Below are 22,029 nucleotides of genomic sequence, written 5' to 3'. Positions count from 1 at the left end.
ACCTCTATCTATTGGAACACATTTTTACACTACTATTTTATATATTTATAGGAGTCACGTTTATTAACGTGACTTTTTACATTTTCTATTGGATATTTGCTTTCGCGAAAATTTCTAACACCAATAGAAGTTCGCTTCCTTCAGTTTCTGTAATTATTTGTGCCAAAAACGAGTCGGCAAATCTTCAAAAAAATATCCCAAAAATACTATCTCAAGACTATCCAGAATTTGAAGTTATTTTAATTAATGATGCATCTTCTGATGATACAGAAGATATAATGGAAGCATTTAAACTAGCCAATACGAATGTGCAGCAAGTAAATGTGGTAAATAATGAAACTTTTTGGGGTAATAAAAAATACGCACTTACGCTTGGGATAAAACGAGCACAGCATAAGCACATGTTATTTACAGATGCAGATTGTGTTCCCGCATCAAATCACTGGTTACAGCACATGGCTTCCTCCTTTAGTGAAGAAAAGGAGATTGTGTTAGGTTATGGAGCTTATGAGAAAATCAAAGGATCTTGGATTAATAAGCTTATAAGATTTGAAACTTTGATAACTGCTTTGCAATATTTTAGTTGGGCAAAAGCGGGTAGACCTTATATGGGCGTAGGTCGTAACCTAGCGTATACTTCAGATGTTTTTTATGAGCAAAAAGGATTTATCAACCATATTAAAATTCAAAGTGGTGATGACGACCTGTTTGTAAACGAGGCAAGCACGCGTAAGAATACAGCGATACAGTTTTCTCCAGAATCATTTACAATTTCTACTCCTAAGAAAACTTTTGCAAGTTGGATAACTCAAAAGCGCAGGCATATAAGTACTGCGGTACACTATAAGTTTTTAGAGAAATCATTGCTAGCGCTATTTTATATAAGTCAGTGTTTGTTCTTAGTAGGAGCAATTGCCCTTCTTGTAACTCAGTTTAACTGGCAGTGGGTAGCGCTCATTATTGGTGTACGTTATTTATGTGCATGGATTACGGTAGGTTGTAGCGCTGCGCGTTTACAAGAAAAAGATTTGACTTATTTATATCCTATTTATGAGATTACGTTGGTATGTGTACAAATGAGTATCTTTATCTGTAACCTTTTCACAAAACCTACACGGTGGAAGTAACCCCCGAAAAAATTATTCTAGAAATATCCCGAGCAAAAGAAGGAAAGCAAAGTGCTTTCAATTTCTTGCTTAATTCCTTTTGGAGTGAGGTATATGGTTTCCAACTCAAGCGAACTAAAAACGCTTATGACGCAGAGGATATTACCATCCAGACGTTTTCAAAAGCATTTTCAAAAATAGACAGTTATAAAGAAGAGTATAGATTTGCCACATGGTTAATTACGATATCAAAAAATATACACATTGATATTATTAGGAAAAAAGAGTCTTCTATAAGATCTCATATTTCCGATCGTGATGACGAGCGAGTAAAGAAAGTTGCCGACTTAAACCCTTCTCCAGAAGATGTACTCATCAAAGAGCAGAATTTATCTGAATTACTAGCTTACATTAAGACTTTAAAGCCTCACTATCAAGAAATCATTAATTTGCGTTACTTTCAAGAAATGAGCTATAAAGAGATGGCAGAGCAGCTTGAAGAACCTATGAGTAATGTAAAAGTGAAGCTTCTACGTGCTCGCAGATTACTCGCAGACGTAATTAAAACAGAAGATAATTGAAAGCTATACCCTTTAAAAAGTTAGGACCAGGATTACTATTTGCTGGCGCGGCTATTGGGGTTTCTCATCTTGTGCAAAGCACTAGAGCAGGCGCCGATTTTGGCTTTGGTCTCCTGTGGGCTTTGATTCTCGTAAATATTATAAAATATCCATTCTTCCAGTTTGGGCCTAGGTATGCCTCAGCAACTGGAAACAGTTTGCTAGTTGGGTATATGAAATTAGGTAAGCCTGTTTTGTGGGTTTATTTCTTTTTGACACTAGCTACTATGTTTACTATTCAGACAGCAGTAACTATTGTAACTGCAGGAATAGCTGTTCAGCTTTTTGGAATTACTAATGATGTAGCCATATGGAGTGTCGCTATTACAATACTGTGTGCTGCAATACTAGCCATAGGTAAGTATAGGATTCTAGATAAACTAATGAAGATGATCATTATTGCACTTACTGTGAGTACGCTGGTGGCTGTCTTTTTGGCTTTTCGCGAAAGCGTAACTAACCAAGGAATGGGAACTCCGGCAAATTTGCTCCAAATTATACCAACAGAAGGAGCGGCTGTTGCATTTCTAATTGCCTTTATGGGGTGGATGCCAGCGCCGCTTGATATTTCTATATGGCATTCATTATGGACACTAGAAAAAAGAGATAAAGGTAAAGACGCAATGCGTAATTCAATTTTTGATTTTAATATTGGGTATGCTGGTGCAATTGTATTAGGTATCTGCTTCATGACCTTAGGAGCATTAGTTATGTTTGGTACTGGAGAGACTTTTTCTCAAAAGGGAGTTGTGTTTGCTAGCCAGCTTATCAATATGTATACAGCAAGTCTGGGTGATTGGGCAACCTTGCTTATTGGTGTTGCTGCATTTACAACAATGTTTAGCACCACGCTTACTACATTAGATGCATCTCCTAGAGCGCTAGATGCTACGACTACATTATTAGGTTTTGGTTTTAAAAAACGAGGATACTTATTTTATTTAATAATCTTAATTCTTGGAACCTGTGGGATATTATTTTTCTTAATAAGCGAGATGGGAGCTCTCGTAAAACTTGCGACAATTTTATCTTTTCTAACAGCTCCATTTTATGCCATTTGCAACTACTTATCATTGAGAGATGAAAGCATTCCTGCAGATGCGAGGCTCTCTAAAGGGATGAATTTTCTTAGTATAGTGAGCATAATTGCTTTGTTAGGCTTCAGTATTTGGTATGTTGTTACATTGATTTAATATGCAGACACTTTTAACCTTTAAAATGACACTGTAACTTTCATTTTAAATTGTATCTAAGTTATATCTTTGCCTCTTATGCAATTTGACTTACTTACAACAGATCCTGCATCACAAGCGAGAGCAGGTAAACTTACTACAGATCACGGTGTCATTGAGACTCCCATTTTTATGCCCGTAGGAACGGTAGCATCTGTAAAGGGTGTTCACCAGCGCGAGCTTAGAGAAGATATTAATCCAGATATTATATTAGGTAATACTTATCACCTGTATTTGCGTCCCAAAATGGATATCATGCAAAAGGCAGGTGGACTACATAAGTTCATGAACTGGGACCGACCTATTCTTACAGATAGTGGTGGGTATCAAGTATACTCTCTTTCTAATAGACGTAAGATTAAGGAAGAAGGAGTGCGTTTTAAGTCTCACGTTGATGGGTCTATGCACTTATTTACACCAGAAAATGTGATGGAAATCCAGCGCCAGATAGGTGCAGATATTATGATGGCATTTGATGAGTGCACACCATATCCATGTGATTATCGTTATGCAAAGAGATCTATGCACATGACTCATAGATGGCTAGATCGTTGTATAAATCATTTTAATAAAATTCCTGCATTATATGGTCATGAGCAAGCATTATTCCCTATTGTACAGGGAAGTACGTATAAAGATCTAAGAGCACAATCTGCCGAATATATTGCAAATGCGGGTGCTTTTGGAAACGCCATAGGCGGACTTTCTGTAGGAGAGCCAGCCGAAGAAATGTATGGAATGACAGAAGTTGTAACTGCTATATTGCCCAAGGATAAACCTAGATATTTAATGGGAGTAGGTACTCCTATAAATATTTTAGAGAATATTGCGTTAGGTGTAGATATGTTTGACTGTGTGATGCCTACAAGAAATGCTCGTAACGGAATGTTATTTACTGCCTATGGTAGTATAAATATTAAAAACCTTAAATGGGAAGAGGACTTTTCTCCTATAGACGAAATGGGCCTTACTTGGGTAGATACAGAATATAGTAAAGCCTATCTTCGTCACTTGTTTAAATGTCATGAGTTGTTAGGAATGCAAATTGCTACCATCCACAATTTAGGTTTCTATATGTGGTTAGTACGTGAAGCGCGCAAGCATATTATTGCAGGAGACTTTGTTACTTGGAAAGAGATGATGGTAAAACAAATGGATAATCGTTTATAATTGAAAATTCTAGACTGGTATATAGTAAAGCGATACATCGGGACTTTTGTCACGATGCTTGTGCTGTTTATACCCATAGGTATTATTGTAAATCTTGCAGAGAAGATTGATAAAATCTTAGCCAATGAAGCCCCTTTTGGAGAGGTAGCTTTGTATTACCTTAATTTTACAATATACTTTGCAAACCTACTTTTCCCCTTATTTCTATTTTTATCGGTAATATGGTTTACCTCAAAACTGGCGAACAATACGGAGGTCATTGCCTTCTTGAGTAGTGGAGTGTCATTTTATAGATTTTTAAGACCTTATTTAATAGGGGCAACCATAGTCTGTGTGGGCGCTTTCTTTTTAGGTACTTATCTTGCTCCACGGGCAAACAAAGGCTACAACGAGTTCATTTTTGAGTACTTAAAAAAGAATAAGAAAGATCGAGAAACGCAGAATGTCTACAGGCAGATTGACACTGGAGACTATATCTATGTAAGCAGTTTTACACCTCGTACGAAGACAGGACGTAATTTTACATGGGAACATTTTGAAGGCAATAAAATGACTTACAAAATGAGCGCTATTCGTATACGATATAACGAAGAGGATACGACATATACCTTGAACAGCTTTAAGAAGCGAACGATTACAGAAAATGGTGACATCTTAGAAAGTAAGGCAAAATTAGATACAGTATTTAATTTTGACATGGATGACCTTACCCCTGTAGAGTACATAGCAGAGACCTTAAGTACACCAGAGTTAAGAAAGTTTATTGCAAAAGAAAAATCAAGAGGGTCTTCTTATATAAGTCGCTATGAAGTGACTTTGCAAAAACGCTATAGTTTACCTGTTGCTGCATATATTCTCACAATTATTGCAGTAGCTGTAAGCGCCATGAAGCGTCGTGGAGGGATGGGGATTAATCTTGCTTTTGGTATTGTGCTTGCTTTTGTTTTTATATTCTTTGATAAAGTTTTTGGAACGCTTGCAGAGCAATCAGATTTCCCGCCTTTAGTTGCAGTTTGGACACCTAATATACTTTTTGCTATACTCGCAGTATATCTTCTTCGCAATGCAAAACGATAAGCTTAAGGCATACCTTCATTTTCACCTCATAGTATTTATTTGGGGATTTACAGCAGTACTTGGAGCGCTTATAACTATAGATGCTGTGCCCTTAGTTTGGTTCAGAATGGGACTAGCAAGTATTTTCATATTTGTGTACATAAAGATTCGAGGGGTCTCTCTTGCAGTTTCGCGTAAAACATTAGTAGGTTTTGCTATTGCAGGTTTAGTCATTGCTGTGCACTGGCTTACCTTTTTTGGGGCAATTAAGGAATCTAATGTCTCTATTACACTTGCAATGATGAGTACAGGCGCATTTTTTACAGCCCTACTCGAACCTATATTTTATAAGCGTAAAGTAATCTGGTATGAGTTACTTTTTGGAGCTATCGTTGTAGGCGCACTATATGTTATTTTTGAAGTAGAAACTGCCTATCAAACGGGAATATTACTAGCGCTCTTTTCTGCATTTTTGTCGGCAGTATTTACCTTAATTAATTGGAAGTTTATAGAAAACCATCATCCTACAAAAATATCCTTTTACGAGTTACTCATCGGGAGTCTGTGTGTGACAGCCTATCTCGTAATTGCAAGGCCAGACACATTCTTTTCTGCACAGTTTTTTGTCTTACCTACTATGGATTGGGTATACATTGGTATATTAGCCTCTGTGTGTACGGCTTATGCTTTTATAGCAGCTGTAGCAGTTATGAAACATTTAAGTCCTTATACGATCATGCTTACCATCAATCTTGAACCTGTATATGGAATTTTACTAGCATTTATAGTGCTAGGAGATGCAGAGCAAATGAGTAAAGAATTTTACTATGGCGCGCTTGTAATTCTCGCCGTAGTTATTGCAAATGGAGTGCTTAAGAATAGTAAAAAATTCAAGGCTGTTAAAGAGGCTTGAGTCTCTTAAGAAAACCATTATATTTGTTGACTATACCTAACCGAAAGTAAAGCGCCATTGTGCGTCTTAAAACCTTGAGAATGGAATATTTAGATTTCGAATTACCAATCAAAGAGCTTGAAGAGCAACTGGAAAAATGTGCCTTAATAGGCCAAGAGAGCGATGTAGACGTTACCCAGACTTGTAAGCAAATAGAAAAAAAACTAGCTGCTACTAAAAAGGATATTTATAAAAATCTAACGGCATGGCAGCGTGTTCAATTATCAAGACACCCTAATCGTCCTTATACTTTAGATTACATAAACGCTATCTGTGGTGATACTTTTTTAGAGCTTCACGGAGATCGTAATGTAAAAGATGACAAAGCAATGATAGGTGGCCTAGGAAAGATAGGTGATCAGTCATTTATGTTCATTGGTCAGCAGAAGGGTTATAACACAAAAACAAGGCAGTACCGTAACTTCGGTATGGCAAATCCAGAAGGTTACCGTAAGGCGTTACGTCTTATGAAAAGCGCCGAGAAATTTGGAGTACCTGTAGTTTCTATAGTGGATACACCAGGAGCATACCCAGGTCTTGAAGCAGAAGAGCGTGGACAAGGAGAAGCTATTGCTCGTAATATTCTTGAGATGACACGTCTAAAAGTGCCTATTATCGTGATAATTATAGGTGAAGGAGCAAGTGGTGGAGCCTTAGGAATAGGTGTAGGTAACAAAGTTCTTATGCTTGAAAATACTTGGTATTCTGTAATCTCACCAGAGTCATGTTCTTCAATTTTATGGAGAAGCTGGGAGTACAAAGAACAGGCAGCAGAGGCTTTAAAGCTTACAGCTACAGATATGAAAAAACAGAAGCTTATAGACGAGATTGTAAAAGAACCATTAGGCGGAGCGCATGCAAACCGTCCAGAGGCTTTTCTTACTGTAAAAGAATCAATATTAAAAGCTTTTGACGAATTTAAGAACTTATCACCAACAGAACTCGTGGAACAAAGGATGAATAAATATTCAGAAATGGGAGTCTTCAAAGGCTAACAAGACCTTTTTCACTTGATGCCATAATCCGCGCTTTTCCAGTGCGGATTTTTTTACCCTTATTAACAATATTTTCTAGTTATTAACAGTTCAATTGTTAATGACCTGTGAGTACTACGCTTTCGCGAAAGCGTATCTCGCATAACTATTTATTTACTTTCGTAGCTATGGAACAAACTAAGCCGAAGCCAGCATATAACACTTCTAAAGGTCAAGTAATTAGCCTTGAAAAAGGAAAAATACCACCACAAGCACTTGATCTTGAGGTTGTTGTGCTTGGTGCGCTTATGATTGACAAGAAAGGTGTAGATGAAGTAATTGACATCCTATCACCAGAGGTTTTTTATAAAGATCAGCATAGACATATTTTTGAGGCGATAAGAGTGCTCTTTGAAGAAGGGCAACCAGTCGACTTATTAACTGTTTCTGAGCAACTTAAGAAGATGGGTAAGCTGGATGTAGCTGGAGGTGATTATTACCTGATCCAACTCACTCAAAAAGTAGCCTCTTCTGCCCACATAGAGTATCACGCTCGTATCATCTTACAGAAGTTTATACAGCGTTCACTCATTAAAATTTCTAATGAAATTATTGAAGAGGCGTATGATGAAACTACAGATGTATTTGACCTCTTAGACACTGCAGAAACAAAATTGTATGAAGTAACTCAAGGAAACGTAAAACGTAGTTCTGAGAGTGCTCAGAACCTTGTAATACAAGCAAAAAAGCGAATTGAAGAGATAGCAAATCAAGAGGGATTATCAGGTATTCCTACTGGTTTTCATAAAGTAGATGAGCTTACCTCTGGATGGCAACCATCAGATTTAATTATCGTTGCAGCTCGTCCAGGTATGGGTAAAACAGCGATGACACTTACGATGGCTCGTAACATGGCGGTAGATCAAAATATACCAGTAGCATTCTTCTCACTGGAGATGTCTTCTGTACAGTTGATTACTCGTTTGATTTCGTCAGAAACGGGATTATCTTCAGAAAAACTAAGAACAGGAAAGTTAGAGAAGCATGAATGGGAGCAGCTCAATGTGAAAGTAAAAAGCTTAGAGAAGGCTCCTTTATTTATTGATGATACACCATCGCTTTCTATTTTTGACTTACGTGCAAAGGCAAGACGTCTCGCATCACAGTTTGGGATTAAAATAATAATGATTGATTACCTGCAGTTAATGACGGGTGGTTCTTCTCAAAAGGGTGGAGGTAACCGAGAGCAAGAAATCTCGATGATTTCTCGTAACCTCAAAGCACTTGCAAAGGAACTTTCTATACCAGTAATTGCGCTGTCACAGCTATCACGTGCGGTGGAGACGCGTGGAGGTAGTAAAAGACCTTTACTTTCAGACCTTCGTGAATCTGGAGCGATCGAGCAGGATGCAGATATTGTATCTTTTATCTACCGTCCAGAATACTATAAAATTGAAGAATGGGATGATGATGAACGCAGCCCAACAGAAGGACAAGGAGAGTTTATTGTAGCAAAGCACCGTAACGGTGGTCTTGATAACATACGTCTTAAGTTCGTTGGTCACTTAGGTAAGTTTGATAACCTTGATGACTTTTCTACGCCATACGAGTTTGCAAGTAGTATGAATGCTGCCGCAAATGATGATACTTTTAATCCTAATGCACTACCTAGTGCAGATGATGCCTTTGGTGGACCACCACCAGGACTCCCAAGTGAGAATGAGGATGATGATGTTCCTTTTTAGAAAATGATATAATTATAGAAAAAGCCTCAAAAGTATTGCTATTGGGGCTTTCGTGTTTTCTTGCGTTAAATTTCGCTTTCGCGAAAGCGTTATAAATCATCACACTAGAGTTGCAGATAAACGCAAGGGAAGTATCTCAAATTCCAGGTTTCTAAATGATCGTGCTATTTATTTCTCCGCACAAAATATGTACATTTTTTGATTCCTCCCTTATTTCAAGTCTGTTGAATTGCACATGAGGTGTGTCTATATTCTTAACCTAGCCACACCGTTTGAAGTAGTATACTAATGTTAAAATAACATACCACTTGGTTTCATAAAACTACTTTAACTTTAGAATAACTCAGACTTTAAGGATGAACTTTAATTATGTGTCACAAAATCAAACACATATTTTTATGAGTAATCCATCTAATAAAAGGAGACTTTTTCTAAGAAATACATTGCTAGCTACTGGCGGTATAATATTGATTCCTAACTTTATAAGCTGTTCTAATGATGATGATCTAACGTTGAATAATGCGATCATACCAGATAACCTAACGACATCTAATTTTGAACTTGGCGTAGCAAGTTTTGACCCTACTAGTAATCAGGTTATTATCTGGACACATTATACTACAGAAGCAAGTCAAGCAACGATTACTTATGAATTAAGTACAGATATAAATTTTAATACTATCGTAAGAAGTGGTGAGGTGATTACAGACAGTAGCCGTGACTTTACAGTTAGTGTTGAGGTACAAGATCTGGAGGCAGGTCAAAAATTATATTATCGCTTTGCAAACCTAGAAGATAACACTATTTCTGTAATAGGAGAGACTATTACTTTACCATCGAGTGGCCTTGATGCAGTATCTATGGGAGTGGTGTCTTGTGCAAACTATGCTGCCGGACTTTTTAATGTATATGACGCACTTGGAAATTCTGACGTAGATATCATAGTCCACTTGGGAGATTATATTTACGAGTATGGAGAGAATCAATATGGAACAAATGAGAGTACAGTTGCATTAGGCAGAGTTCCCGAGCCTAATCATGAAATCGTAAGTCTTGATGATTATCGCCAGAGATATCGTCAATATCGCAGTGATGCTGGACTACAATTAGCACATCAAAAAAAACCGTTTATTGCCGTGTGGGATGATCACGAGATTACAAATGACACTTATCAAGATGGAGCCCAAAATCATCAAGATAACGAAGGTGATTTTGAAACTCGCAAGCAGGCAGCACTCCAAGCATATAGCGAGTATTTACCAGCAATGACAAATGATGTAAATATCATATATAGAAGTTTTAAGATAGGAGATCTTGCAGATTTAATTATGCTTGATACTCGATTAATAGGTCGTGATAAGCAACTAGATTTTAATAACTATTTTGGGAGTACTGGTAGTTTTGATTTTACTGCATTTGGCGAAGATCTAGTAGATCCTAACCGTAGTATGTTAGGCGCACAACAAAAGAGCTGGTTCCAGAGTACCCTAGCAAATAGTTCTTCAAAGTATCAAGTAATAGGGCAGCAGGTGCTTATGGGAAAAATGTTTATACCGGCAGAGCTTATCATTACAATAGGAACCATTCTAGGAGAAATAGGAGCAACAGGATCGGTGTCTGCCGGAACTACGGCTTTTTTTCAAGCGCAGCTTACCGAGCTGGTAACGCTTAAACTACGTGTACAAGCAAATGATCCAGCGCTTACTGCCCAAGAAATAGGACGTGTGTCTAATACCATTCCTTATAACCTTGATGCTTGGGATGGATACTTAGTAGAACGAGAAGAGTTAATGAATAGCTTTGTGGGGAAAGATGTGGTTGTTCTTGCGGGAGATACACATAATGCGTGGTATAATGATCTTACCCTGCAAGATGGAACTGCTGTTGGTAAGGAGCTTGCAACAGCTTCTGTTAGTTCGCCTGGTTTTGAAGGTATTTTAGGAGGTGATGCAGCGACAATTACAGGATTTCAACAAGCAATGACCATTCTTATAGATGGACTTAATTACTTTAATGCAACTGAGCGTGGCTATCTTAAAGTAACTTTAAGTGGTTCTGGAGTGCAGTCAGATTGGATTTTTATTGATACGATTGCTTCTTCAAATTATATAGCACACACAGGTTTTTCTGAGAGTTTTTAGTTAAACCAGAGTAAATCAATGATTAGAACCCTTATTATTATAAGGGTTTTTTTTGTGCACGATTTTTGTAATTTCAACGTTATAAAATTGACAATGAAGAAACTACTTATTTTATCCTTTTTGATATTGAATTTCGCTTTCGCGAAAGCGTCATATATCCTCATTCCTATGGATATAGAGACTCAAAGGGAACATCTTAAAGCATATGGAATTACCTACTGGTCACTTGATAAAAACCAAAAAGTAAAGTGGTTACTTAACTATAGAGGCGGCTCTTTCTTGCTGCCAGATACCGAAGAGGTACGCCGCGAATGTACAATACGTGGTGTCTCTTATGAAGTATTATCAGACTCACAAACGGAACAAATTCTTACGGAGATAGCGAGTCCTTCTCAAAATATGGAAGCTGTAGTGCTAGAAAAAGCGCCAAAAATTGCCGTGTACACACCAGACAGTAAAGTGCCTTGGGATGATGCCGTGACCATGGTGCTTACTTATGCAGAGATTCCTTACACTACTATTTACGATACAGAAGTGTTGAGTGACCAGCTTATTTTATACGACTGGTTGCACCTACACCATGAAGATTTTACAGGACAGTTTGGGAAATTTTATGGATCCTACCGCGCCGCGCCTTGGTATATAGAAGAGAAAAAAGCAGCCGAAGCACTTGCTGCCAAATTAGGTTACGATAAAGTATCTAAGGAGAAAGGCGATGTAGCTCTTAAAATACGTGACTATGTTGTGGGTGGAGGCTTTATGTTTGCCATGTGTAGTGCAACAGATAGCTTCGATATTGCCCTCTCTGCCGAGGGAGTAGATATTTGTGAACCTATGTTTGACGGAGATCCTAGCGAACCAGGATATACTTCAAAAATAGACTTCCAGAAAACATTTGCTTTTAAAAACTATACCCTAGAGCGTTCTCCTACTACCTACGAGTTTTCGTCTATTGATATGACGCGCAAGCGTAAGATTCCTTTTCAAACAGATTATTTTACCTTAAAAGATTATAGTGCAAAATGGGATCCTATTCCTACGATGCTTTGTCAAAATCATACTGCACTTGTAAAAGGCTTTATGGGACAGACTACCAGTTATGATCCAGAGACTATCAAGTCTAATGTGTTAGTAATGGGTGAAAACCTTACTAATGGTGAAGCGAGATATATTCATGGGATTAAAGGGAAAGGATTCTTTACTTTTTATGGAGGTCACGATCCAGAAGATTACCAGCACAGAGTAGGTGATCCTAAGACAGAGTTAGAACTGCATCCTAACTCCCCTGGTTATCGTTTGATTTTAAATAACGTACTGTTTCCTGCAGCACGCAAGAAGAAACAAAAAACCTAATAACATTGAATAGAGTATTTATCATATTATTTGCAATAGCCTTTGTATCTGTCTCTGATGCTCCAGAACGACTTCCTTGGCATAGCCAGCGTATACTGCAATGGTCAGATTTTAAAGGAACACCAGATTCTTTAGAACGCTGGGCAGCGAGTTCTAGTACAGGTATCAGTCAAGGATATGCTTCTAATGGTGAGGGGTATATAGATAAAGCGAGCTTAACTGTTACTGCTCATTTTTATCCTGAGTATTCATGGGTGCGACATCAAGAAAAGAGCAAGCATCTTCTGGCTCATGAGCAAACACATTTTGATATTACAGAAGTGTATGCACGTAAGCTTGAAGATAAAGTAGCCGCGTTTACGTTTACTTCAAATAGTCTTGAAGAAATTAAAATGCTCTATAAAGAAGTAGAGGAAGAGCGCATCGCTACTCAGCAATTATTTGATAAAGAGACTAACCACTCTATCGATCATATGAAAGAAGTACAGTGGGAGCTTAAAGTCGCAAAATGGCTAAAAGGTGATTTTCAAGATTAGAAATCTCAATATTGCATCTACTGTACCTAAAAGAAAAACCCGAATTTCTATTACAGAAATTCGGGTTTTGTATGTTGTATAAAATCTAAAGACTAGTTGTAGAAAGGTACTTCTACACGAGCATTACCCCATGCCATATGAAGGTGAGCTCCTTGATCTACTGGCATAAATTCCATACCAAAATACTCGATCGCATCATCTGCTTGTGTTACCGGTACTGTGATACGAGCTACATCATTTGCTTCTTTGTAGAAGTAAGAACCCCATACATTAAGGTCAGAGCTTAAAATAATGGTCCACTCAGCGCCATTAGGCATTGCATACATTGTATATGTACCTGCTTTTACTGGTGTCGTACCTAATTTCATGTCCTTGTAAAGAGTAATCTCTGCTGCTTCATTTGCACCTAGTCTCCATACTTTTCCGTCTGGAGCAAGTTTTGAAAGCTCACGCTCCTTAAGTTGTGGACGGCTATATGTTACTTTTACTAGCTTATTTGATTCCTTGTAATTAGATGGAAAAGCCGCTTGATCCATAGGGCTTTTATCTACATTAAAATCTTGTGCATTCACAGATGGTGCAGCAACAAATGCTAGTGCCACCACCGCAGTCATAAAAAACTTTTTCATAATAGTAATATTGTTTTAGAGTTAATTAGTCTTGAAATAGCTCTCAAGGCTCCTTCAAAGTTATGTTGTAAGTCTCACAAAAGTGCTAAAACTTTCAAAATGTTTTAGAAGTACGCTTTCGCGAAAGCGTATACCTTCAAATTAATACGTTTATGTGTAATAAAGTTATAATATGTTACTGTATTTGTATTATTCGTTTTATTAATGGAAGTGTAATTGCATATTTGCCTTATCAATAACAATAAATATATAAAATCATGTGTGGAATTGTATGCGCCTTTGATCTTAAGGAGAAAGCCGAAGATTTACGTCCTCAATTATTAGAAATGTCAAAAAAAATCCGCCACAGAGGGCCGGATTGGAATGGGGTTTTTAATAATGAGAATGCCATCATGACACACGAACGTCTGTCTATAGTAGATCCAGCTTCTGGGAAACAACCGTTATTTTCAAAAGATAAGAGTCTTGTGCTCGCAGCAAATGGAGAGATATATAACCATAAAGAACTTCGTGAAACCCTAACGAGTGATTACGAGTTTCAAACGGCATCAGATTGTGAGGTAATTCTCGCGTTATATAAAGAACACGGTCATGACTTTTGTGACAAGCTCAACGGGATTTTTGGCTTTGCACTATATGACGTAGCCAAAGATGAATATTTTGTAGCCCGTGATCACATGGGAATTATTCCGCTATACATGGGATGGGATCAGCACGGGACTTTTTATGTAGCTTCTGAGTTAAAGGCACTAGAAGGTGTTTGTTCTAAGATAGAATTATTTCCTCCAGGACATTATTACTCTAGTGTAACAGGAGAGCTCACACGCTGGTACTCTCGTGATTGGATGGAATATGATAACGTAAAAGATAACGAGTCAAGTATAGAAGAGTTACACGATGCACTTGCGGCATCTATAAAACGCCAACTTATGAGTGATGTGCCTTATGGGGTATTACTTTCTGGAGGTTTAGATTCTTCAATCACCAGTGCAGTTGCAAAGCTATATGCAGAAAAGCGTATAGAATCTGGTGATGAGCAAGCTGCATGGTGGCCACAGCTGCACTCTTTTAGTATAGGACTCAAGGGTTCTCCAGATCTAGCAGCTGCTCAGGTGGTAGCAGATCATATAGGGACAGTACATCACCCTATTGAGTTTACGATACAAGAAGGACTAGATGCTATACGTGATGTAATCTATCACCTAGAAACATATGATATCACTACGATAAGAGCGAGTACGCCTATGTACTTAATGGCACGTGTGATTAAATCTATGGGAGTAAAAATGGTGCTCTCAGGAGAAGGAGCAGATGAGATTTTTGGAGGATATTTATACTTCCATAAAGCACCAAATGCAAAAGAGTTTCATGAGGAGACTGTGCGTAAACTAGATAAGTTACACATGTATGACTGTCTACGTGCAAATAAATCACTTGCAGCCTGGGGAATAGAAGGGCGTGTGCCTTTCTTAGATAAAGAATTTATGGATGTCGCTATGCGTCTTAATCCTCAAGATAAAATGATTACTAAGGAGCGTAAGATGGAAAAATGGATCTTGCGTAAGGCTTTTGAAAAGTATTTACCAGAAAGTGTAGCTTGGAGACAGAAAGAGCAGTTCTCAGACGGTGTAGGCTACTCATGGATTGATAGTCTTAAGGACGTAGTAGATGAAGCCGTGAGTGCAACTCAAATGGAAAATGCCCATCATAGATTCCCTATCCATACGCCTCAAAATAAAGAAGAGTTTTACTACCGTACCATTTTTGAAGAGCACTTCCCGAGTGATGCTGCAGCACGCTGTGTGCCTTCTGTGCCAAGTGTAGCTTGTAGTACGCCTACAGCACTAGAATGGGATGAAGCTTTTAAAAATATGAATGATCCATCAGGTAGAGCGGTAGCTTTTGTACATGATGATGCTTATTAAGAATATGTAAATTGTTACATAGAAAAACCGCTTTATCTTAAAGGATAAAGCGGTTTTTTAATGCGTGAAATTGAAAGGCTTTTATTTAATCAATACTCACTTTATTAATAGTAAATTTCATTTCTCCTAGAGGACCTGTAATTTCATTTATTCTAGAGTTGGTGTAATATAAATCGCCTTTGTAAATACTAAAGGTATCTGCCCAGCGCACTTGGTCACCTTCAACAAGTGTAGAAATTTCTTTAGTGTTAGTATCCATTTTCATCACCTTATTATTCTCTAAGTCGGCGAAGTATAGGTTACCAGCATCATCAAGTATCATCCCATCTGGTGCGCTCGTTTTTTTAACTAGAGACACGCTATTTTCAATTTCTTCTTGTGTGCCATTAATAAGTGTTGCTGTTGGGATAGCATATAAGCTATAACCGCTCAGTGCGTGGTAATATAAAATGTCACTATTTACATCTAATGCAATACCATCAGAATGTACTTTGTTCTCCCAAGTACTGCCATCAGGAAATGTAAGCTGGCTTACTTCAGCTAGTGTTGAGGTGTGCTCATTTAAGACTCTTTTGGATTCGCCAGACTCAAGATCTAAAACTACAAGTCCTGCATGTCCAGAGTCTGTAAAGTAAGCTTTATTGTTTTTTGCATCTATACGCACATCGTTTATGTATGAGTCTTTATGGATGCTGCTTTCTGTAATAGTGTAGATGCGTTTTAATGAGTTTGTCGTTAAGTCAAATACAAAGATTTTAGGGTTATCAATCACTCCGCCAAATAGTGGATTACGAGTATCAACTACATATAAGTCATTATTGAAAGCGACTACAGATTGTACCGCTACAAAAAGCGAATCATTGACTTCTTTTCCATCTTCCCATGTATTCCACTGTTCATTAGGGAATGCAGCCGATTCATTATTTTCTAATACTTCAACTACAGAGTTTTCTACACTTTTTCTCCATCTTGGGAAATTAGCAAATATTCTTCCCTCATTACTCACCGTTACACCTGTAACCTGTTGTCCTGTAAAAGAAGCTACTTCAGTAATTACAGGGCTTTCTTGGGTGTCTTCTACTTCTTTTGTTTCTGTAGCGTTCTTGCAGCTTATAATAAAAAATATAACAAGCAGCGATAATATCGTTTTATTCATGACGTGAGTTTTATAATGTATGGTACTTCTTTAACCTTGCAAAGATAGTACGGCTATACACTCCTAGCGAATAGAAAGTGTTAGGCTTATTATAAAATTCAAAAATGTTGTTGAGGTTATGTAGTAACGTATTCTTTTAAATCAGAAATTAAGATATCTGTGAGTTCACGCTCATTACCAGGGCTTGTCTCTGTAAAAATAAATCCAAATACGGGATAGCTATGTATATCTAGTGGCCTTACTAATACTGATTTTTCAAACATTGTAGCTATCTTTTTGTAGTCAAAACTTTTGATATCTTCGGCAGGGATGCCTGTGCTATTATCTAGTATAATAATGCTAAAGACTTTATCTTCCTTGCCTTTAAATATGTGGTCCCAGTTAGGTTTTTTGCTTTCGCGAAAGCATACATAAGAATTAAAATCTACAGTAACGCCAAGTGAGTCACCCGTAGTGCAAAATCCTCCAAAACGCAACGGATTAACCTCAATAGGAGTGATTTTTCCAGAAGCATCTATGCGTATCTCTGCATGCGCAGGAAAATTCTTGAGTTGCAACTCTTGTCCTAATGCACTTAAGAATTCATGTATGGCAGCACTATGCGTGGTGATAATCTCTTTTGAGGTGCTATAAACCCGATCGCTAGTGTCCTTTCCAGAAGAAAATAGATGGTGTAAAATGTTTAAAATAACAACCTCACCGTTTGCATTGTGATAGTAATCTATTGCAAATTCTTCTCCTTGAATAAATTCTTCAATAATGAAATATGTGGTGTCCAGTACGTTTTTTGGAAAGATGCTTTTGAGCTTCTCTGGGTGTAGCTCTTTCTTTGCCTTTTCCCAATCGTTTCGATCTTGAATGATATGAACACCTATACTGAAAAAGCCAACGCTAGGTTTTATAACAAAAGGAAATTTCAATGTTTCGGCATCTAGAAGATGCACATCAGTTAGAGAAAGCTTTTGGAAATAAAAGTCTGGAAACAAGCTTTTAGTAAGCTCTCTAAACTGGACTTTGTCCTTTAAAATATTTATTTGTCGAGCAAGCTGGCTATCTCCTAGGTGCTGTTCTATCCATACCAGCGCATTTTCTGAATTTGAGTATAGCGTTGTCTCTGGATTATCGTTATAGATAGTTATAGCATCCTGCTCTTCTATCCAGTTAAGTGTGTCATCTTGTATGATAGACATCGCAACTGGAGTTGCAATAATGGGGTAGTTATTTTCCTTTATAGTTGCAATAAGAAAATCTGAAGCAAATGGCTTATCTATTAAAAACATAATGATGGTTATTGTGAGGTACTCTAATTAAACTTTAAGCCGTAGCGGTTCCAAAATAAGAGCTTATCCCGCTTAAAATACTTTGTACAGCATATGCGGCTAAGATGAGTCCCATTATTTTACTAATAACTGTAATCCCATAGTTGCCTATGCGTTCTTGAAGTTTATTTGCTCCAAGTAAAATCAAGCAAGTAAGTCCTATAACAAATAGTACGAGCGCTGTAGCTATAAACTGCTCTTGTATGGAGTAAATGTGATTGTCTGTCATCAAAACCACTGCCATAATTGCTCCAGGTGAAGCAATGGATGGTATAGCAATAGGGAATATGGTAACGTGTTTATAATCTGTTATTTTACTCTTTTCTTCTTCTGGTTTGCCATCGCCAAAAATCATAGTCAGCGCAAATAGAAATAGTATTACTCCTCCAGAGATCTGGAAGGCATTTAATGAAACAGACATACCCTCAAGAATGAGCTGCCCTATCACAATAAAAAATAAGAGTATTAAAAATGCTATCACAGAAGCTCTAATAGCAATTTTCTTTTTGTGAAGTAAATCAAATTCTTTTGTAGCTTCTAGATATACAGGGATAGATCCTATAGGATCGATTACTGCAAAAATGAAGAAAATGGAAGTGATGATTTCAGACATTTGTCGCTTTATTAATGAAATGTAAATGTACTATTTTCTCATTCTTCATATTCTCAAATTGTAAGACCCTTTGAATAATATAAGGTGTATGTATTATTAAGTGGACTGCTCTTAGAACTTGTAATCCTAATATAAACTGATGTTGATTTATTGCTAAGATGCAGATATTCAGACTAAAGCATTATATTTATGGCTTATGGCTATAAAAACATCTACAGACGCTGCTTCCTATATTTCTATAAAAAATTGGTCTGAAGATGATAGGCCACGAGAGAAATTGATGATTAAAGGAAGATCTGTATTATCTGATGCTGAGTTAATCGCTATTTTAATAAGTTCTGGTTCTAGAGAAGAAAGCGCAGTTGCACTAAGTAAGCGCATTCTCTCACAAGCTGAGAATAATCTTTCAGAGCTGGGTAAATTTTCGGTAAAAGATTTAATGAAATTTAAAGGAATAGGAGAGGCAAAGGCAGTTACTATTGCTGCTGCGCTAGAACTAGGGAGAAGGAGAAGTGGTGGAGAGACGCTTTCGCGAAAGCGTATTTCTTCCTCAAAAGATGCTTATCAAATATTACAACCTATAATAGGAGAGCTAGGTCATGAGGAATTCTGGGTGCTATTTTTAAATAATTCAAATAAGGTACTACGCAAGGAACAAGTGAGTAAAGGCGGACTTACGGGAACGCTAGTAGATGTGCGGTTAGTCATGAAAACAGCTATAGAACTCAGTGCTGTCGGTATGATTTTAGGACATAATCACCCTTCTGGAACGCTTAAACCATCACAGGCAGATAAGTTACTTACGGCCAAACTAAAAACGGCTGCGCAGAGTCTAGATATCCAAGTCTTAGACCATATTATTGTGACCGAAAAGCAGTATTTTAGCTTTGCCGATGACGGCATTCTATAATCACTGCCTGCCTCATGTTACTCGTTTATACGCATAAAATTACACCTCGTGTTTCATATACATTCAAGCATATATGTACGCGTATTCTTGGGGTGCCGGTGGAGTTCACTAGTAAGCTAGAAGCTTTTATTGCTCACGAGGGACCTAAACTTTCATATACCAACAAAAAATTAGGTAACGAACTTCACATAAGAAGTACAGACTTGCTCTTTGATCAAGGAGTGCTCTCTATGGATATAAGTGTGCAAGACTGGGATGGTGTTCCGTGCTTTTTCCAAATAAGAGAAGCAACGACAGAGATTCCTTATGATATTTTTGCCGCAACATTTTACTTGTTAAGTAGGTATGAAGAGTATTTACCACACGTAAAAGATGAGTTGGGACGCTTTCCTGCATCAGAGAGTCTCGGTGGTATACATGGGTTTTTGCAGCAACCAGTTATTGATGTTTGGATACATCGCTTTGCTGCAGTACTTGTTAATAAATTTCCATTAATCGAGATAAAAAACAATGCATATAGCACCCATATGATGATTACCGTGCCGCAAGCTTTTAAATATAGAAAGCTAGGTGTGTTGCGCATGCTGGGAGGTTATATGCGAGATATAAGTAAATTACGCTTGCGCGAAATTTTAAAACGTACGCAAGTTCTCGTAGGTGCTCGTAAAGATCCTTATGACACCTTTGGGTGGCTTACAAATGTGCAGAAAAATGAGAAGTGTCTCTTTCAGGTATTTTTTCAAGTAGGAGATTATGGTAAGGACGGGAAGAATATAAAGCATTCAAAACGTAGTTTTCAAAGCACCATAAAAATGGTGGGAGATTATTGTAAAGTAGGTTTGCTGGTTTCACCGCAAGCAGCACGTGATAAGGTTTCTTTAGGTTTAGAACGTAAGCGTCTTGAAGAAATAGAGCACAGACCGTTGCGCAGTATACATATCTCAAATTTTAAATTGAATTTGCCACACGTATATCGAGATGCGTTAGATCAAGAGATTCAACAAGATTTTACCATGGGATATGATGGGATTATAGGCTTTAGAGCAGGTACATCGCAATCATTTTTATACTATGATCTCGATTATGAAATCCAGACGCCACTAGTGATAAATCCCGTGTGTATGCAGTCTGATGCAATTATAAATTATAAAAACCATACTATTGATTTTGTACTTCTCAAGGAGTTACAAGATCGCCTTAAAAGCATAGGAGGCGTGTTTAGAATTTCATTTTCTAACGCTTCCTTTGATGATATTTACAGTAAAAAACTCTTTAGACACTTACTAGCAAATGGCTAACATTACAGATATATTTTTTGACCTAGATCATACATTATGGGACTTTGACCGTAATAGTGGTTTGGCTTTCGCCAAAATTTTTGAACTCAACAATCTGTCTATTAATTACGACGAGTTCTTAGAAGTTTATAGCCCTATAAATTTCCAGCAATGGAAATGGTATCGAGAAGAGCGCATTACAAAAGCACAACTGCGCTACGGAAGGTTTAAAAAGACCTTTGATAAAATGGGTATTTCTGTAACAGATGATATTATTGATAGACTTTCTGACGATTACATCAACCACTTACCAGAGAATAACTTTCTATTTGATGGCACCATAGAACTACTAGATTATCTAGCGCCTAACTATAAGATGCACATTATTACAAATGGTTTTCAAGAGGTGCAAACTACCAAAATGGTAAAGTCTGGACTAGCACCTTATTTTAAAACCATGACCACTAGTGAGTCTGCCAATGTGAAAAAGCCAAATCCTAAAATTTTTCATGTAGCTATGGAAAAGGCGGGCGTAACAGCTGGTAGTAGCATTATGATAGGCGATACTTATGAAGCAGATGTTGTAGGTGCTATTAATGTAGGTATGGATGCAATTTGTTTTAATTACCACAAACTAGTGTTACCGCAAGGAATAAAAGAAGTCAATAGTATCATTCAGCTTAGAGATCATTTATAGCAATAATAAATGCGTAACTATCGTTTTAATCATTCACGGCATAATACGTATCATATATGGGTTATTATAGACGGTTAAATTTTGTTATTGTAGTAGTGCTTCAGCTATTAGTAATTACTTCTTGTGTAAGTGATATAGACCTAGATCGTATTGATGAGGTTGTTCTTACTCCAAAAATAGATGCAGACCTTGTTTTCTTTACCCTCAACGCTTCAGATTTTGAAACTGCAAATACAAATACTGCTCAGTTAGTTGTGAGAGATACAACTAGACTCGAGTTTCTTGATGATAATGTGGTTCAAGAAAATTTAAAAGAAATAGAGCTCACATATCGTTCTGATAATACATTTGATAGTGCTCTTATAAATAGATCTTTATTTTTAGACAATACTGGAGCCATTCAATATGAAGTGAGCTTTCCTATAACCGCATCACAAAATGGGGAGGTAGCTACTACAAGGTATCAAGTGATTCTTTCTGAAAACGATATAGAAGCTATTAGAAATTCCATACAGCTAGTAAATGAAGTGACATTATTTACTAATGGAGTCGTAAATGAGGGAATTTTAACCTTGCAGAGTAAAGCAACTTATTCATTAGAACTTTCAGATCTTTAGT

Annotated in this window: 20 protein-coding genes; 16 read left to right on the top strand and 4 right to left on the bottom strand. The window is 37.3% G+C overall.

The window, feature by feature from the left end; all coding sequences use genetic code 11:
* The first annotated feature begins 11 nt into the window (after positions 1 to 11).
* The 11 genes from JM84_RS14495 (at position 12) to JM84_RS14445 (ending at position 12,885) form a co-directional block, all read left to right on the top strand.
* Positions 12 to 1,127 carry a glycosyltransferase gene (locus tag JM84_RS14495; RefSeq protein WP_144784944.1) on the top strand — a complete coding sequence of 372 codons (1,116 nt, stop codon included), beginning with the start codon at positions 12 to 14 and terminating at the stop codon, positions 1,125 to 1,127.
* Complete coding sequence (locus JM84_RS14490) at positions 1,118 to 1,687, top strand: RNA polymerase sigma factor (RefSeq protein ID WP_144784942.1); 570 nt, start codon at positions 1,118 to 1,120, stop codon at positions 1,685 to 1,687. The genes JM84_RS14495 and JM84_RS14490 overlap by 10 nt, the downstream gene beginning before the upstream one ends.
* Positions 1,684 to 2,919, top strand: coding sequence for an Nramp family divalent metal transporter (locus JM84_RS14485; protein WP_144784940.1), 1,236 nt, complete (start codon positions 1,684 to 1,686; stop codon positions 2,917 to 2,919). The genes JM84_RS14490 and JM84_RS14485 overlap by 4 nt, the downstream gene beginning before the upstream one ends.
* A 78-nt stretch (positions 2,920 to 2,997) precedes the next feature.
* A complete protein-coding gene (gene tgt, locus JM84_RS14480) occupies positions 2,998 to 4,128 on the top strand; it encodes a tRNA guanosine(34) transglycosylase Tgt (protein WP_144784938.1) in 1,131 nt (376 codons plus the stop codon).
* On the top strand, positions 4,129 to 5,205 hold the full coding sequence (locus JM84_RS14475; protein WP_013751287.1) for an LptF/LptG family permease: 1,077 nt from the start codon (positions 4,129 to 4,131) through the stop codon (positions 5,203 to 5,205). It abuts the gene before it with no gap.
* Positions 5,192 to 6,097 (top strand): DMT family transporter, encoded by a 906-nt coding sequence (locus JM84_RS14470; protein WP_144784936.1) that lies wholly within the window; start codon positions 5,192 to 5,194, stop codon positions 6,095 to 6,097. Before JM84_RS14475 ends, JM84_RS14470 begins: the two co-directional genes overlap by 14 nt.
* Positions 6,098 to 6,177: 80 nt before the next feature.
* Positions 6,178 to 7,131 carry an acetyl-CoA carboxylase carboxyltransferase subunit alpha gene (locus tag JM84_RS14465; protein ID WP_013751289.1) on the top strand — a complete coding sequence of 318 codons (954 nt, stop codon included), beginning with the start codon at positions 6,178 to 6,180 and terminating at the stop codon, positions 7,129 to 7,131.
* A 167-nt stretch (positions 7,132 to 7,298) separates the two neighbouring features.
* Entirely contained in the window at positions 7,299 to 8,855 is a 1,557-nt protein-coding gene (gene dnaB / locus JM84_RS14460; protein ID WP_013751290.1) for a replicative DNA helicase, read from the top strand.
* Between the two features lie 398 nt (positions 8,856 to 9,253).
* Positions 9,254 to 10,996, top strand: coding sequence for an alkaline phosphatase D family protein (locus tag JM84_RS14455; RefSeq protein WP_144784934.1), 1,743 nt, complete (start codon positions 9,254 to 9,256; stop codon positions 10,994 to 10,996).
* A gap of 93 nt (positions 10,997 to 11,089) precedes the next feature.
* Entirely contained in the window at positions 11,090 to 12,349 is a 1,260-nt protein-coding gene (locus tag JM84_RS14450) for an asparagine synthetase B (protein WP_144784932.1), read from the top strand.
* A gap of 5 nt (positions 12,350 to 12,354) precedes the next feature.
* The gene (locus tag JM84_RS14445) at positions 12,355 to 12,885 is read left to right on the top strand and encodes a hypothetical protein (protein WP_144784930.1); all 531 of its coding nucleotides are present in this window, start codon (positions 12,355 to 12,357) and stop codon (positions 12,883 to 12,885) included.
* A 92-nt stretch (positions 12,886 to 12,977) separates the two neighbouring features.
* On the opposite strand, the gene JM84_RS14440 is transcribed toward JM84_RS14445, so the two are convergent.
* Entirely contained in the window at positions 12,978 to 13,514 is a 537-nt protein-coding gene (locus JM84_RS14440; protein WP_013751294.1) for a DUF2911 domain-containing protein, read from the bottom strand.
* Between the two features lie 257 nt (positions 13,515 to 13,771).
* Here JM84_RS14440 and asnB point away from each other — a divergent pair, with 257 nt between their 5' ends.
* On the top strand, positions 13,772 to 15,439 hold the full coding sequence (asnB, locus tag JM84_RS14435) for an asparagine synthase B (RefSeq protein ID WP_144784928.1): 1,668 nt from the start codon (positions 13,772 to 13,774) through the stop codon (positions 15,437 to 15,439).
* An 85-nt stretch (positions 15,440 to 15,524) separates the two neighbouring features.
* Here the strand turns inward: asnB and JM84_RS14430 are convergent, their stop codons facing one another.
* The 3 genes from JM84_RS14430 to JM84_RS14420 form a co-directional block, all read right to left on the bottom strand.
* Positions 15,525 to 16,595, bottom strand: a complete 1,071-nt coding sequence (locus tag JM84_RS14430; protein ID WP_144784926.1) for an L-dopachrome tautomerase-related protein — start codon at positions 16,593 to 16,595, stop codon at positions 15,525 to 15,527.
* Positions 16,596 to 16,711: 116 nt separating this feature from the next.
* Complete coding sequence (locus JM84_RS14425) at positions 16,712 to 17,875, bottom strand: ATP-grasp domain-containing protein (RefSeq protein ID WP_144784924.1); 1,164 nt, start codon at positions 17,873 to 17,875, stop codon at positions 16,712 to 16,714.
* Between the two features lie 34 nt (positions 17,876 to 17,909).
* Positions 17,910 to 18,527 (bottom strand): MarC family protein, encoded by a 618-nt coding sequence (locus tag JM84_RS14420; protein ID WP_144784922.1) that lies wholly within the window; start codon positions 18,525 to 18,527, stop codon positions 17,910 to 17,912.
* Positions 18,528 to 18,723: 196 nt separating this feature from the next.
* On the opposite strand from JM84_RS14420, the gene radC reads away from it, so the two are divergent.
* The 4 genes from radC to JM84_RS14400 all read left to right on the top strand — a co-directional run bounded on the left by radC (position 18,724) and on the right by JM84_RS14400 (position 22,028).
* Positions 18,724 to 19,437 (top strand): RadC family protein, encoded by a 714-nt coding sequence (gene radC, locus JM84_RS14415; RefSeq protein ID WP_013751299.1) that lies wholly within the window; start codon positions 18,724 to 18,726, stop codon positions 19,435 to 19,437.
* 14 nt (positions 19,438 to 19,451) lie between these two features.
* A complete protein-coding gene (locus JM84_RS14410; RefSeq protein ID WP_144784920.1) occupies positions 19,452 to 20,735 on the top strand; it encodes a polysaccharide deacetylase family protein in 1,284 nt (427 codons plus the stop codon).
* The gene (locus JM84_RS14405) at positions 20,728 to 21,411 is read left to right on the top strand and encodes a YjjG family noncanonical pyrimidine nucleotidase (RefSeq protein ID WP_144784918.1); all 684 of its coding nucleotides are present in this window, start codon (positions 20,728 to 20,730) and stop codon (positions 21,409 to 21,411) included. The genes JM84_RS14410 and JM84_RS14405 overlap by 8 nt, the downstream gene beginning before the upstream one ends.
* 95 nt (positions 21,412 to 21,506) lie before the next feature.
* Entirely contained in the window at positions 21,507 to 22,028 is a 522-nt protein-coding gene (locus JM84_RS14400; RefSeq protein WP_144784916.1) for a hypothetical protein, read from the top strand.
* Position 22,029: the final 1 nt, after the last annotated feature.

It is taken from the genome of Dokdonia sp. Hel_I_63 (assembly GCF_007827285.1).
In the GTDB taxonomy this organism is placed as follows: domain Bacteria; phylum Bacteroidota; class Bacteroidia; order Flavobacteriales; family Flavobacteriaceae; genus Dokdonia.
This window is presented reverse-complemented; position numbering and strand designations above follow the sequence as displayed.

Coding starts and splice junctions, on each gene's coding strand:
- tgt (WP_144784938.1), top strand. CDS start 2,998: ATGCAATTTGACTTACTTACAACAGATCCTGCATCACAAGCGAGAGCA.
- JM84_RS14470 (WP_144784936.1), top strand. CDS start 5,192: ATGCAAAACGATAAGCTTAAGGCATACCTTCATTTTCACCTCATAGTA.
- JM84_RS14465 (WP_013751289.1), top strand. CDS start 6,178: ATGGAATATTTAGATTTCGAATTACCAATCAAAGAGCTTGAAGAGCAA.
- dnaB (WP_013751290.1), top strand. CDS start 7,299: ATGGAACAAACTAAGCCGAAGCCAGCATATAACACTTCTAAAGGTCAA.
- JM84_RS14455 (WP_144784934.1), top strand. CDS start 9,254: ATGAGTAATCCATCTAATAAAAGGAGACTTTTTCTAAGAAATACATTG.
- JM84_RS14450 (WP_144784932.1), top strand. CDS start 11,090: ATGAAGAAACTACTTATTTTATCCTTTTTGATATTGAATTTCGCTTTC.
- JM84_RS14440 (WP_013751294.1), bottom strand. CDS start 13,514: ATGAAAAAGTTTTTTATGACTGCGGTGGTGGCACTAGCATTTGTTGCT.
- asnB (WP_144784928.1), top strand. CDS start 13,772: ATGTGTGGAATTGTATGCGCCTTTGATCTTAAGGAGAAAGCCGAAGAT.
- JM84_RS14430 (WP_144784926.1), bottom strand. CDS start 16,595: ATGAATAAAACGATATTATCGCTGCTTGTTATATTTTTTATTATAAGC.
- JM84_RS14425 (WP_144784924.1), bottom strand. CDS start 17,875: ATGTTTTTAATAGATAAGCCATTTGCTTCAGATTTTCTTATTGCAACT.
- JM84_RS14420 (WP_144784922.1), bottom strand. CDS start 18,527: ATGTCTGAAATCATCACTTCCATTTTCTTCATTTTTGCAGTAATCGAT.
- radC (WP_013751299.1), top strand. CDS start 18,724: ATGGCTATAAAAACATCTACAGACGCTGCTTCCTATATTTCTATAAAA.
- JM84_RS14410 (WP_144784920.1), top strand. CDS start 19,452: ATGTTACTCGTTTATACGCATAAAATTACACCTCGTGTTTCATATACA.
- JM84_RS14405 (WP_144784918.1), top strand. CDS start 20,728: ATGGCTAACATTACAGATATATTTTTTGACCTAGATCATACATTATGG.